Origin of the sequence: Leclercia sp. 119287, from assembly GCF_009734485.1 — a bacterium.
Taxonomy (GTDB): Bacteria; Pseudomonadota; Gammaproteobacteria; order Enterobacterales; family Enterobacteriaceae; genus Enterobacter; species Enterobacter adecarboxylatus_C.
Window position 1 is genome coordinate 1,687,184 of sequence record NZ_CP046445.1, and the last position, 13,371, is coordinate 1,700,554.

General features: G+C 54.3%; 11 protein-coding genes. 6 read left to right on the forward strand and 5 right to left on the reverse strand.

Annotation, left to right across the window (positions count from 1 at the left end; all coding sequences use genetic code 11):
• Nucleotides 1-175 precede the first annotated feature (175 nt).
• Together GNG27_RS08115 and GNG27_RS08120 are read left to right on the forward strand one after the other, a co-directional pair.
• Entirely contained in the window at nucleotides 176-724 is a 549-nt protein-coding gene (locus GNG27_RS08115; protein WP_142488930.1) for a YcbK family protein, read from the forward strand.
• Nucleotides 725-743: 19 nt separating this feature from the next.
• Nucleotides 744-1,391, forward strand: a complete 648-nt coding sequence (locus tag GNG27_RS08120) for an MBL fold metallo-hydrolase (protein ID WP_156263345.1) — start codon at nucleotides 744-746, stop codon at nucleotides 1,389-1,391.
• Between the two features lie 116 nt (nucleotides 1,392-1,507).
• On the opposite strand, the gene GNG27_RS08125 is transcribed toward GNG27_RS08120, so the two are convergent.
• From GNG27_RS08125 to GNG27_RS08140, 4 genes are all read right to left on the reverse strand, one after another.
• Nucleotides 1,508-2,698: an amino acid aminotransferase gene (locus GNG27_RS08125; protein ID WP_156263346.1), complete on the reverse strand. Its 1,191-nt coding sequence runs from the start codon at nucleotides 2,696-2,698 to the stop codon at nucleotides 1,508-1,510.
• A 184-nt stretch (nucleotides 2,699-2,882) separates the two neighbouring features.
• Entirely contained in the window at nucleotides 2,883-3,965 is a 1,083-nt protein-coding gene (locus GNG27_RS08130; protein WP_285131210.1) for a porin, read from the reverse strand.
• 606 nt (nucleotides 3,966-4,571) lie between these two features.
• Nucleotides 4,572-5,972, reverse strand: coding sequence for an asparagine--tRNA ligase (gene asnS / locus GNG27_RS08135; RefSeq protein ID WP_156263347.1), 1,401 nt, complete (start codon nucleotides 5,970-5,972; stop codon nucleotides 4,572-4,574).
• Between the two features lie 175 nt (nucleotides 5,973-6,147).
• A complete protein-coding gene (locus GNG27_RS08140; protein WP_142488934.1) occupies nucleotides 6,148-6,609 on the reverse strand; it encodes an Lrp/AsnC family transcriptional regulator in 462 nt (153 codons plus the stop codon).
• A 207-nt stretch (nucleotides 6,610-6,816) separates the two neighbouring features.
• Here GNG27_RS08140 and dpaL point away from each other — a divergent pair, with 207 nt between their 5' ends.
• The 4 genes from dpaL (at nucleotide 6,817) to GNG27_RS08160 (ending at nucleotide 11,879) form a co-directional block, all read left to right on the forward strand.
• Nucleotides 6,817-8,031, forward strand: coding sequence for a diaminopropionate ammonia-lyase (dpaL, locus tag GNG27_RS08145; protein ID WP_156263348.1), 1,215 nt, complete (start codon nucleotides 6,817-6,819; stop codon nucleotides 8,029-8,031).
• Nucleotides 8,032-8,148: 117 nt separating this feature from the next.
• On the forward strand, nucleotides 8,149-9,435 hold the full coding sequence (locus GNG27_RS08150) for an aromatic amino acid transport family protein (RefSeq protein WP_156263349.1): 1,287 nt from the start codon (nucleotides 8,149-8,151) through the stop codon (nucleotides 9,433-9,435).
• A gap of 23 nt (nucleotides 9,436-9,458) precedes the next feature.
• Entirely contained in the window at nucleotides 9,459-10,697 is a 1,239-nt protein-coding gene (locus GNG27_RS08155; RefSeq protein WP_142488937.1) for a Zn-dependent hydrolase, read from the forward strand.
• An 18-nt stretch (nucleotides 10,698-10,715) separates the two neighbouring features.
• Entirely contained in the window at nucleotides 10,716-11,879 is a 1,164-nt protein-coding gene (locus GNG27_RS08160) for a M20 aminoacylase family protein (protein ID WP_142488938.1), read from the forward strand.
• Nucleotides 11,880-11,927: 48 nt separating this feature from the next.
• On the opposite strand, the gene pncB is transcribed toward GNG27_RS08160, so the two are convergent.
• Nucleotides 11,928-13,130 carry a nicotinate phosphoribosyltransferase gene (pncB, locus tag GNG27_RS08165; protein WP_156263350.1) on the reverse strand — a complete coding sequence of 401 codons (1,203 nt, stop codon included), beginning with the start codon at nucleotides 13,128-13,130 and terminating at the stop codon, nucleotides 11,928-11,930.
• Between the last annotated feature and the right edge of the window lie 241 nt (nucleotides 13,131-13,371).

Genomic DNA, 13,371 nt, shown 5'->3' on the forward strand with positions numbered 1-13,371 from the left:
GAAGAAGTTCGGAAAATTCTGGTAGCCTGAGGAAGAAAAAGAAACGGGGCTTGCGGCTGCAAGCCCCGTATTTCCTGGTTTTGCTGCCTTGACGCTGACAGGTTTGCCCGGTAATGTGCCCTTCGTGCGCTGTATTGCATTTATACGATAACACTGACCTGTAGACCTGATTACCATGGATAAATTCGACGCTAATCGCCGTAAGTTGCTGGCGTTAGGGGGCATTGCGCTGGGCGCTGCCATCTTACCGACGCCATCATTTGCCACGCTCTCTACCCCACGACCACGCATTTTGACGCTTAATAACCTGCATACAGGTGAGTCAATAAAAGCCGAGTTTTTTGATGGCCGGGGCTATATTCAGGATGAATTAGCAAAGCTTAATCATTTTTTCCGTGATTTCCGCGCAAATAAGATTAAAGCCATCGATCCAGGATTATTCGATCAGCTTTACCGCCTGCAGGGCCTGCTGGGAACCCGTAAACCGGTCCAGCTTATCTCTGGTTACCGCTCCCTTGATACCAATAACGAATTACGCGCCCGCAGCCGTGGAGTTGCTAAAAAAAGTTATCACACCAAAGGGCAAGCGATGGATTTTCATATTGAAGGCGTTTCGTTAGCCAATGTTCGCAAAGCTGCGTTATCTATGCGCGCAGGTGGTGTAGGATATTACCCACGTAGCAACTTTGTGCATATTGATACCGGGCCACTGCGGCACTGGTAATAACGAAATCAGGAGCAGTATGAACTATCGTATTATTCCGGTCACCGCGTTCTCCCAGAACTGTTCGATTATCTGGTGCGAACAAACCAAACTGGCCGCCCTGGTCGACCCGGGTGGTGATGCAGAGAAGATCAAACAGGAAGTCACCGCCGCTGGCGTGACCTTAATGCAGATTTTACTCACCCACGGTCATCTCGATCACGTGGGGGCTGCGGCCGAGCTGGCGCAACACTACGGTGTGCCGATCGTGGGTCCGGAAAAAGAAGACGAGTTCTGGCTGCAGGGATTGCCGGCACAAAGCCGCATGTTTGGTCTGGATGAGTGTCTGCCGCTGACGCCGGATCGCTGGCTGAACGAAGGTGAAACCGTCAGCGTCGGCAATGTGACCTTACAGGTGTTGCATTGCCCGGGCCATACGCCAGGCCACATTGTCTTCTTTGATGACCAGTCCCGCTTGCTGATTTCCGGCGACGTGATCTTTAAAGGCGGAGTAGGGCGCAGTGATTTCCCACGTGGCGATCACGGTCAGCTGATTCGCTCGATTAAAGAGAAGTTATTGCCGCTGGGGGATGATGTGACCTTTATCTCCGGCCACGGCCCAATGTCGACGCTGGGCTATGAGCGGCTGCACAACCCCTTCCTGCAGGATGAACTGCCGGTCTGGTAACGAACAATAAAAAAACCTGCTTTAAGCAGGCTTTTTTTTGCCCGGCGGCGCTACGCTTGCGCGGGCCTACGAGGCTTTTGTAGGTCGGGTAAGCGCAAGCGCCCCCCGACAGTTTTTTACAGCACAGCCACAATCGCTTCGCACAGCGGCGCCATGTTATCCGGCGTCATACCCGCCACGTTAACACGACCAGAAGCCACCGCGTACACGCCAAACTCTTCACGCAGACGTAGAACCTGCTCTTTGGTCAGGCCGCTGAATGAGAACATGCCGTTCTGCTTGATGATGAAGCTAAAGTCGCGATCTGCGCCTTTTTCCGCCAGGGTGTTCACGAACAGCAGGCGCATGCGCTGAATACGCTGACGCATGTCGTTCAGTTCCTGTTCCCAGATGGCGCGCAGCGCATCGTTGCTGAGAATGGTTGCCACTACAGACGCACCGTGAGCCGGTGGGTTGGAGTAGTTAGCACGAATAACGGATTTCATCTGGCTGAACGCACGATCGACGGTCTGCTCGTCGGCAGCCACCAGCGTACAGGCGCCTACGCGCTCATTGTACAGACCGAAGTTCTTGGAGTAGGAGCTGGCAACAATTAGCTCTTTATGCAGCGCAGCGAATGCACGCAGGCCTTCAGCATCTTCTTCCAGACCACGGGCAAAGCCCTGGTAGGCGAAGTCAAACAGCGGCAGCCAGCCTTTTTCGACGGACAGTTTCGCCAGCTGTTCCCACTGTTCCAGCGTCGGATCGATGCCGGTTGGGTTATGGCAGCAGCCGTGGAACAGGACCACATCGCCCGCCTGCGCTTCGCTCAGGCTTGCCAGCAGACCGTCAAAGTCGAGAGCGTGATTAGCCGCGTCGTAGTAAGCGTATTCACGCACTTCCAGACCGGCAGAGTTGAAGACGCTCTTATGGTTCGGCCAGCTTGGGTTGCTCACCCAGACGGTTTTTACGCTGGTATTTTTGGCGAGAAAATCCGCCGCCACGCGCAGTGCACCAGTACCGCCAGGGGTCTGTGCGGTGCGGGCACGTTTATCGCTGATAATTGCGTTGCCTTTGCCGAACAGCAGCTCCTGAGTGCAACGACCAAATTCCGGGATGCCGTCGATGCCGAGGTAGTTTTTGGTATTTTCGTTTTCCAGCAGATACTGCTCAGCTTTTTTAACGCTGGTCAGTACCGGGGTCTTGCCGGTCTCATCTTTATAGACACCAATACCCAGGTTGATTTTTCCAGGGCGGTCATCGGCACGAAACAGATCGGCCAGGCCCAGAATCGGGTCGGCAGGGGCGGCGGTAATGTTCTCAAACATGACGAAGTTCCATTGTGGTTACGGAAGTGAAATCCGCTATCAGGTTAACGATAGTTCTACAAAATGCCAACCGTTTGCTACAAAAAGCGTGCTGCTTTTCAAAAGTCGCCATTTTTAGCTTTCGGGCATAAAAAAACAGGGCCGAAGCCCTGTTTTTTAGACATATAACAAAGTGGTGTACTGATTAGAACTGGTATACCAGACCCAGAACGTAGGTGTCGTCTGTTGCCAGCTTAACGCTGCTGGTGTAGCTATTGTCATCCAGCAGGTTGAAGCGGTATGCACCGTACACGTTCATGTTCTTGTTGAAGTAGTACCATGAGCCCACTTCTACGTATTTCACCAGGTCAGCATCGCCACCGTTGAAGGTGCCACGTGCAGCCAGGTCTTTACCTTTGGACTGAACGTAACCCACGGATGGACGCAGGCCGAAATCGAACTGGTACTGAACCACAGCTTCGAAGTTCTGGGTTTTGTTGGCGAACGTATCATCGTTTTCACGAGTCATGTTGTTTGATTCGCCGTACATAACCGCAGCGTACAGGTTGTTGGCATCATACTTAGCAGATGTTGCCCAACCTTCAGCGCGAGAACCCTGGCCATCAGCTTCTTGACCGTTAGTACGATCAGAGTTGGTGTATGCCGCGGTGACGTTGAAGCCATCCAGGAAGTCATAGCCTAAAGAGTAGCTGTTGCCGTCGCCGTTCTGGCGCTCAACGCCGTGACCGTTAACGTTTTTGCCCTGGTATTGCAGACCCAGAGACAGGCCATCAACCAGGCCGAAGAAGTTGGAGTTACGATAGGTCGCAACGCCAGTGGTACGGCAGGTCATGAAGTTGTCAGTCTGGCACAGGGTGTCGCCGCCGTATTCAACCAGCATATCGGTAGATGCCAGCGCATCATAGAACACGCCATAGTTACGGCCGTAGTCGAATGAGCCGTAGTCGCCCGCTTTCAGACCTGCGAAGGCCAGACGGGTTCTGGTGTCCTGAGAACCTTCAGCTTTGCTTGCGTTCAGGTTGTATTCCCACTGACCGTAACCAGCCAGTTGGTCATTTACCTGAGTTTCGCCCTTGAAGCCAATACGAGCATAAGAGTCGTCAGCGCTGTTGTTGTCGCCGCCAGATTTATCCCAGATGTGTTTACCAACAACTTTGCCGTACAGATCCAGTTTGTTGGCGTTTTTGTTATAGATCTCAGCAGCGTTAGCTGCACCGGCTACCAGCAGAGCAGGGATAACCACTGCCAGGATATTGCGCTTCATCATTATTTATTACCCTCATTTGTTTTTTTATGACACTCGCCACTGCCGCCAATAAATTTCGTCAATAAATATTTCCGGAACTATTGATGAGAGTTTGGTGTCTTTATGTGTCTGACAGGCATCTTTCCATTCAAATTACCGTTTCGCCACCCTGAAAGTGCTACAAACATCAAGATACAGTTACAAAAAGAAAATATGTGTAACAACACATGTATTTTAAGGAACTTTGTGAACTATCTCAAACTTCAGAGTTGAGTGGCGAAAATTAAACCTTTCTCATTTCTATCTATATGAATTACTTATTATAATTTTATCTAACGACTTTTTTTATGCTGCGAACCATTTGCGCACTGTTTTTCTTATTTCTGTAAATGGACTTCTGGATAGCCAGTTGTTTGGTTGAAAATTGTGCTAAAGCTTGAGAAGTGTATTAGGCGCAATAAGACTATGGTTTATTTTTTGTGCAAAGATATTTCATAGAAATAAAGCGTAACAGTGGAGAGGATCTTGCGGGGTTGCTCTTTAAGGATAATGACTTTCGACTGACATAAGTTGACAGTGCAGAATAAAATAATGGCCAGCATAAGCTGGCCATTAAATGTTATTAAATCAGAAGGTGGCGCTGCGCGGGGTACGCGGGAATGGGATCACATCACGCACGTTCTGTACGCCGGTCACGTAAGCGATCAGACGTTCGAAGCCGAGACCGAAACCGGAGTGCGGAACGGTGCCGTAACGACGTAAATCGCGGTACCACCAGTAGTCCTCTTTGTTGAGGCCCATCTCAGCCATACGCGCATCCAGCACATCCAGACGCTCTTCACGCTGAGAACCACCGATGATTTCACCGATGCCCGGGGCAAGTACGTCCATCGCGGCAACGGTTTTACCGTCTTCGTTAAGGCGCATATAGAACGCCTTAATGTCTTTCGGATAGTTTTTCACGACCACCGGGGCTTTGAAGTGTTTCTCGGCGAGATAGCGTTCGTGCTCGGAGGAGAGGTCAACACCCCAGTACACCGGATTCTCGAATTTCTGGCCGCAGTTTTCGAGAATGGTCACCGCATCGGTGTAATCCACCTGCGCAAAATCGGCAGAGACGAAACGCTCCAGACGGGAGATAGCATCGCTGTCCACGCGCTCGGCGAAGAACTTCATGTCATCTGCGCGCTCGGTCAGTACGGCATTAAAGACGTACTTCAGCATCGCTTCCGCCAGGCCGGCCACGTCGTCGAGGTTGGCAAAGGCCACTTCTGGCTCCAGCATCCAGAACTCCGCCAGGTGGCGGCTGGTGTTGGAGTTTTCAGCGCGGAAGGTTGGGCCGAAGGTGTAAATTTTGGACAGTGCGCAGGCGTAGGTTTCGCCGTTCAGCTGGCCAGATACGGTCAGGAAGGACTCTTTACCAAAGAAATCTTTGTCATAGTCCACTTTGCCTTCCGGCGTGCGCGGCAGGTTTTCCATGTCCAGCGTGGAGACGCGGAACATCTCGCCAGCGCCTTCGGTGTCGGAGGCGGTGATCAGCGGGGTGGAGACCCAGAAGTAACCCTGCTCGTCAAAGAAACGGTGCAGCGCCTGCGCGAGGGTGTGACGGACACGGGCCACGGCGCCAATCATATTGGTACGCGGGCGCAGGTGAGCCACTTCACGCAGATACTCGATGCTGTGACGTTTTGCCGCCATCGGGTAAGTATCCGGATCTTCAACCCAGCCGGTCACTTCAATCGAGGTGGCCTGCAGTTCATAGCTCTGACCCTGGCCCTGAGAGGCCACGATTTTGCCGGTGACGACCACGGAACAGCCGGTGGTCAGACGCAGCACTTCCTGATTGTAATTGGGCAGAGAATTATTAATAACGGCCTGTACAGGATCAAAGCAGGAACCGTCATAAACGGCGAGGAATGAAAAGCCAGCTTTTGAATCTCGGCGGGTACGCACCCATCCGCGCACGGTGACTTCGCTGTCAACGGTAACGCGGCCCTGGAGTACGTCGGCTACAGGCACAACGCTCATAATAGTCTCTCTATGTAGTCCAAAAATAAAATCTGTATCCCCTTCAATGGGGGGATATCTATGTTACCTGTCATCTTCCATCAGACAAGTAGAATTCGCATATGAAAGAGCGGATTTCGGAAATAATAATGGTGCGGACAGATTCATTACCCTCTGCCGTTGCCTTTCACGCAAACTATTCAATCACCACCGTCATCTCCTGCTTGGCATTTTGCATCGAAACGATGGTGCGGAAGGACTTAATATTCCCCGAGGCGAAGAACAGCTCGCGGGTCAGCCCTTCGTATTCCGCCATATCGCGCACGTTAATCACCAGCAGAAAATCAAAATCTCCGGTGACGTAATACACCTGCTGCACCTGCGGACAATTCACGAACCGCTGCTTATCTTCCTCCAGCAAATCCAGGCGTTCGTTCTCAATGGTGACCTGAGCCATGATGGTGATCGGGCGGCCCACCTTGCTGGCGTCCACCACGCTGACGCTGCCCTTGATAATGCCTGCCTCCTCCAGCGCGGCGATCCGCCTGTTGACCGCCGAGGCAGACAGGCTAACGCGATCGGCAATTTCCCGCTGCGAGAGGCGATTCGTCTGCTGTAAAAGCGTGAGGATTTTTTTATCCCAGGTATCCAGTTTCATCGTGTTGGCAGCCTTTAAACAGTGTGATCGGCCTCACTAATGCAATTTTGTTGCATTGATGAGGTAAATAAGGGCGGAAATTGCGCAATAGTGGGCAATTTTGCGCCATTTGCGCATCGGGCGAAGTGTACCATCACTATCACCGGGAAAGCGTTAAGTCGCTTCAAATAGCCAGCCCACGCGATTTCACACAATAAAGGTGCACTTATGACGGACAGGATTAATTTTCATTTTAACGCCCGACGCAAAGCCTATGGCAAGGGGGTGAGCCTCAGCTTGCTCAATGAGCAGGTCGGAGGCGAAGTACTTGCTTTTCATCAAAAATTTCCCGCTTATCAGGTGACGCCGCTGCGCCGGCTGGACCACTTAAGCCAACGTCTGGGGCTGGGGTCGTTACATGTTAAGGATGAAGCCCAGCGATTCGGCCTCAATGCCTTTAAAGGGCTTGGGGGGTCTTATGCCATGGGGAAATATCTCGCCGACCTGCTTGGACGCGACATTAATACCCTGAGTTTCGCCGACCTTAACTCAGCGGAAATAAAAGCCCGCATTAAGGATATTGTCTTTGTCACCGCCACCGATGGTAATCATGGACGCGGTGTCGCCTGGGCGGCAGAGCAGCTCGGCCTGCGGGCGGTGGTTTATATGCCAAAAGGTTCTTCGCCGGTGCGGGCGCAGAATATTCGCCAGCACGGCGCCGAATGCACCATCACCGATCTCAACTACGACGATACCGTGCGGCTGGCCGACAAAGCGGCCCGCGAGCAGGGTTGGGTGCTGCTGCAGGATACGGCCTGGCAGGGCTATGAGCAGATCCCCACCTGGATTATGCAGGGCTATATGACCCTTGCCGTTGAAGCCTGGGAACAGCTGCGGCAAAGCGGCACGCCGTTACCGACGCACCTCTTTTTACAGGCCGGCGTGGGGTCATTCGCGGGCAGCATCATGGGCTATTTTGTCGAGAAGATGCAGCATCAGGCGCCGACGATCGTCATTGTGGAACCGCATCAGGCGAACTGCCTGTATCGCTCGGTGGTCATCAATGACGGACAACCGCATAGCGTGGGGGGCGATATGGCCACCCTGATGGCCGGGCTGGCCTGTGGGGAACCGAATATTACCAGCTGGCCGATGCTGCGCGACCACGCCACCTGTTTTATCTCTGCCGACGATCGCCTTGCCGCCAACGGCATGCGCCTGCTTGCTGCGCCGCGCCCCGGTACCGATGAGCCCTTTATTTCCGGGGAGTCTGGTGCTATCGGTGCCGGGGTGCTGCATGCCCTGATGACCCAACCGGAGCATCGCGAACTGGCTGAATCCCTGCGCCTCAATACCGATGCCCACGTCCTGTTAATCAGCACAGAAGGAGACACCTCCCCGGACATCTATGAAGAGATCGTCTGGTTTGGCCGTAACGGTTAATCGCCCCCGGTAATAGCAAGAGGGCCATTTTACCTACCCTACAGGCCCTCGGTATGGCACGCGTTCTGACAATAAAACATACGCGGTATCGCGTAATGCACAGAGAGAACATGACCGATGAATAGTGAAAATGCTGTTACAGAAAGAGGATGTAATCCCGCAAAATGGCATAGCGAAGATACCGTCTGGGTACTTGGCCTTTTCGGAACGGCAATTGGCGCCGGAGTGCTGTTTCTGCCGATAAACGCCGGAATTGGCGGCTTCTGGCCGCTGCTGATCGTTTTCGTCCTCGCCTTTCCCATTACCTATCTGGCACACCGCGGGCTGGCGCGATTTATTTACTCGTCGACTACCCCGGAAAGCACCATTACCGATGCGATAGGGGAGCATTTCGGCGCGCTGGCCGGGAAGGTATTTACCGTTATCTATTTCTTCGCCGTCTATACCATTCTGATTATGTATGCGGTGGCGATAACCAATACCGCGCAGAGTTTTATCACGCATCAACTGGGAATGGCGGAGCCGCCGCGGGCGCTGGTGGCTATAGGACTGATCCTCGGCCTGATGTTTATCGTCCGGCTGGGGCAGCGGTTGATCATGCGGGTGATGAGCGCGCTGGTTTACCCCTTTATTCTCTCGCTTATTTTTATGGCGCTGTTTCTGATCCCTCACTGGAACGGAGCGATCCTGCATACCCTGAATCTCAGTACGGTGGGTGACGGGCACGGCATGTTATTGACCCTGTGGATGACATTTCCGGTGCTGGTGATGTCCTTTAACCACTATCCGATTATCTCCCCGATGGTGGTGCGCCAGAAGCAGCGCTACGGCCTGGCACTGGCCGAGCGTAAATGCGGGCAGATCCAGCGCTACGGGATCCTGTTGATGACCCTGGTGGTACTGTTTTTCGTGCTGAGCTGCGTGTTAAGCCTGTCGCCGCAGCAGCTGGCGGAGGCAAAGAGGCAAAATCTCTCCATCCTCTCGTACCTCGCTAACCAGTTTGATACGCCGGTTATCGCCTGGCTGTCACCGATTATCGCCTTTGTCGCCATTACAAAATCCTTCCTCGGCCACTATATCGGGGCCTATGAATCGCTGCGCGATCTGATCGTTGAAACCGCCGGCGCGCGGGGTAAAAAACCGGCCATCCGCTCTGTTGACGCCGCGATCCTGATTTTTATGGTGCTGACCTGCTGGTTCGCCGCTTATAAAAACCCCAGCATCCTCGGCATTATTGAATACATCAGCGGCCCCACCGGGGCGGTGATCCTCCTGCTGTTACCCATGTACGCCATCCATAAATTACCCGCGCTGGCGCCGTACCGCGGCAAAGCCAGCAACGTTTTTGTCACCCTGATTGGGCTGATTACCGTATCCGCCATTTTTTACGGCATGTTCCAGTAACCACGATCAATAGCGAGATTTATATGCATCATTATCTACAGATTAACGGCCAACGGCTTATCGATTCTCTGTTCGCTCTTGGCGAATGCGGCGCGCTGGAGGGTGGGGGTGTCTGTCGCCTCGCGGCCACCGCAGAGGACAAAGCGGGCAGAGATTTTGTTGTCGCCAGAATGAAGGCCCTGGGGCTGGATATCAGTGTTGATGCGATCGGCAACGTTACCGGCGTGTATGCCGGGGAAGAGGCGCTGCCTATAGTCATGATGGGTTCGCATATTGATACCGTCGGCACCGGTGGCCTGTATGACGGCAACTATGGCGTCATGGCCGGGCTTGAGGTGATTGCCACGCTGCAGGAGGCGGGGCTCCGTGCCAGGCGTCCGCTGGCGGTCACCTTCTTTACTAATGAAGAGGGGGTGCGCTTCCAGCCCGATATGATGGGCAGCGTGGTGTTTGCCGGAGAATATCCGCTGGAGGCAGCGCTGGCGGCGAAAGATCGCGAGGGCATTACCCTTGACGAGGCGCTGCGGGCGATTGGTTACAGGGGCGAACGCAGGCCTGGCGATATGTCGGTGGATAGCTACGTCGAACTGCATATTGAGCAAGGGCCAATCCTCGACAAAGAGGGAACCGATATCGGTGTGGTTACCGGGGTGCAGGGGATCTCATGGCAGGAACTTACCCTGACGGGCGTCTCCAATCACGCCGGTACGACGCCGATGTCTATGCGTCACGATGCCGGTCTGGCGGCAGCAAAAATCGCCGTCTTTGTCCGTGAACTGGCGCTGAACCTCGGCGGCGATCAGGTCGCCACGGTGGGGCATATTAGCGTCAAACCCAATCTGATTAACGTCATTCCCAACCAGGTCGTGATGTCGGTGGATCTACGCAATACCGATAACGCGGTCTTAAAACTGGCCGAACAGCAGCTGGCGGACTTTATCGCCACAACGGCCCACGACGAAGGGGTAAAAATTACCAGCCGTTCGCTGGTACGTTTTAATCCGGTTATTTTTGCCGATGATATCGTCAACGCCGTGGAAGACGAGGCGAAGCGTCAGGGCCTGAGCGCACGACGGCTGCCGAGCGGCGCAGGCCACGATGCGCAGTTTATGGCCTCGGTGTGTCCGGCCGGGATGATCTTCGTCCCCTGCGTCGACGGCATCAGTCATAACGTCAACGAACATAGCGATCCCAAAGACCTGATTGCCGGTGCCAACGTGCTGCTGCAGGTGGTTTTACAGCGCGCCCAGCGCCCGGCTTAACCTTAACTGGAGATTATGATGAATCAGGAACAGCTCAAACAGCAGCTTACCGCATGGCGTCACCATCTGCATGCCAACCCGGAAAGCGCCTTTGAAGAGGTAAAAACCGCGCAGTTTATTGCCGAAAAACTCCAGAGCATGGGGATTGAGGTGCATCGTGACATTGGCAAAACCGGGCTGGTTGGGGTCCTGAAATGCGGGGAAGGTCAGGGCGTCATCGCGATCCGCGCCGACATCGACGCCATTCAACTGACGGAAAAGGGCGAGATGTCTTATCGCTCGGACACGCCGGAACGCATGCACGGCTGCGGTCACGACGGTCATACCTGTATTGCGCTGGGGGCGGCGCAGCTGCTGTTACAGCGGCAGAATTTCAACGGCACCGTCTGCTTTGTCTTCCAGCCAGCCGAGGAGCCGGGTTACGGTGCGAAGGCGATGATGGCGGACGGGGTTATCGAGCGCTTTGGCATTGAAGAGATTTATGGCCTGCACAATATGCCGGGCATGAAGGCCGGAACGATAGCCACCCGGGTTGGCGGCATTATGGCCAGCGAAGATAACTTTATTATTCGTATTACCGGCCAGGGGGCGCATGCCGCGCGACCGCACATGGCCAAAGATCCGCTGGTGATTGCGGCGGAGATTATTCTGGCCCTGCAAACCATCGTCTCGCGCAACGTCGATCCCAACGTCCCGGCGGTGATCTCCTGTACGGAGCTGCATACCGACGGCATCCGCAATGCCATTCCGACCCATGTCGAAATCAAAGGCGATACCCGCAGCGATTCCCCGGAGGTGCAGGCCCTGCTCGAGGAACGGATGCGCACCATCAGCGAAGCGATTTGCGCCATGCACGGGGCGCAGTGCGAATTTATTTACACCCATGAGTTCGCACCGACCGTGAACTGGCAGCAGTGTGTGGATGTGGCCGTGAACGCGGCGGTAAACGTGGTGGGCGCGGAGCGGGTGGAGGGCAACGTCGCGCCGATGATGATTTCCGAAGATTTCGGCGCTTTCCTGCAGCAGGTGCCCGGCTGCTTTGTCTTTTTAGGCAATGGCGATGCGTCGGACCCGCAGGGCAATACGCCGCTGCACAATGCCTGCTATGACTTCAACGATGAGATTTTACTGACCGGCGCGGAGTATTTTGCGGAGATCGTCAGAACCCGTCTGCCGCTGTAGAACAAGGAAATACAAAAGGGCCCCAGCAGGGGCCCTTTTTAGCGAAAATCAACTGGCTATTTTAATTTGCGGCAGGTCGAACGCTTTGCGCAGCGCCCGCACGAAGGCTTTGTCATGGCAGATGGTTTTACCCGGGCTGTCGGAGAGTTTTGCTACCGGCTTGCCGTTACATTCCACCAGTTTAATGACGATATTCAGCGGTTTTACCTGAGGAATATCGCAGGTCAAACGGGTGCCAATGCCAAAGCCCAGATTGATGCGTGAGGAGAAGTGGCGGTACAAGCCTACCGCTTTTGGCAGGTCGAGGTTATCGGAGAAGACCAGCACTTTGCTCATCGGGTCGATGCCCAGCTTCTGATAATGGGCAATGGCTTTCTCACCCCACTCCTGCGGATCGCCGGAGTCGTGGCGCAGCCCCTGATAGGCGGTGGCGAACTCCGGGCCGAAATCGCGCAGGAAGGCGTCCATGGTAATACAGTCGGTTAAGGCGATGCCGAGCTGGTTCGGGTATTCCTCAAGCCAGGCCGCCAGCGCCGCACGCTGGCTGGTCGCCAGTTCCGGGCTGATCTGCTGATGCGCCTGGAACCACTCATGCGCCTGGGTGCCCATTGGCGTCAGGTTGAGACGGCGGGCCAGATCGTAATTGCTGGTGCCGACAAACCATGGCTCCTGCTGCAACCGCTCAACGATGGCCTGCTGCACCTCGCGAGAGAAACGGCGGCGGGTGCCAAAATCCATCAGCCGGAAACGCGACATATCCAACGATTCGGTAAGCCCGGCAAAATCAACCAGCTTGTGTTCCAGGTTGGCCAGCGCCTGCTCAACGCCGGCCTCCGGGGAGCGGAAGCGGTGCACCAGCTCGCTGATCACCGCCAGCAGCGGCACTTCCCACATGATCACTTCCCGCCACGGGCCTTCAAGGCGAATATGCAGCTTGCCGTTATCATTGCTGATCTGGACCTGGGTCGGGTCATAGCGGAAATTCCGCAGCCACTGCAGATAGTCTTCTTTAAAGAAAGGCAGGCCGGAAAGCCACTGAAATTCATCATCTTGCAGACGAAGATGCTGCATAGCGTCGACTTGCTCACGAATGGCATCAGCATAGATCCCAAGCAAATCATCACCACGGCAGCGGAACTCCGCCGCGACCTGTACGTCGTGGTAGTGGTGAAAAACGGCTTGCTGCATATGCAGTTTATACGCGTCGGTATCCAGCAGCGTATGCAGAACAGGTGAAGCGAATCGAGTCATAGGCGCGCAATAGCATCCTCTCACGGGAGCGTTTAGTACAATAAACAACTATTGAAACCGCTGGAGTATACCCTGTTTAGCGATTTATTGAACCCCGATCACACCATAAGCCTGGTTCAGGGTCGAGTGCATTTCGTGCCGCGTGTTATACAAATGTAGCAAATAGCGTGTTTGTGACTGAAAAGATGAACATTCTGCATAGCGCGATTTACACAACAGGAATAGACTGACTCGTTATTCG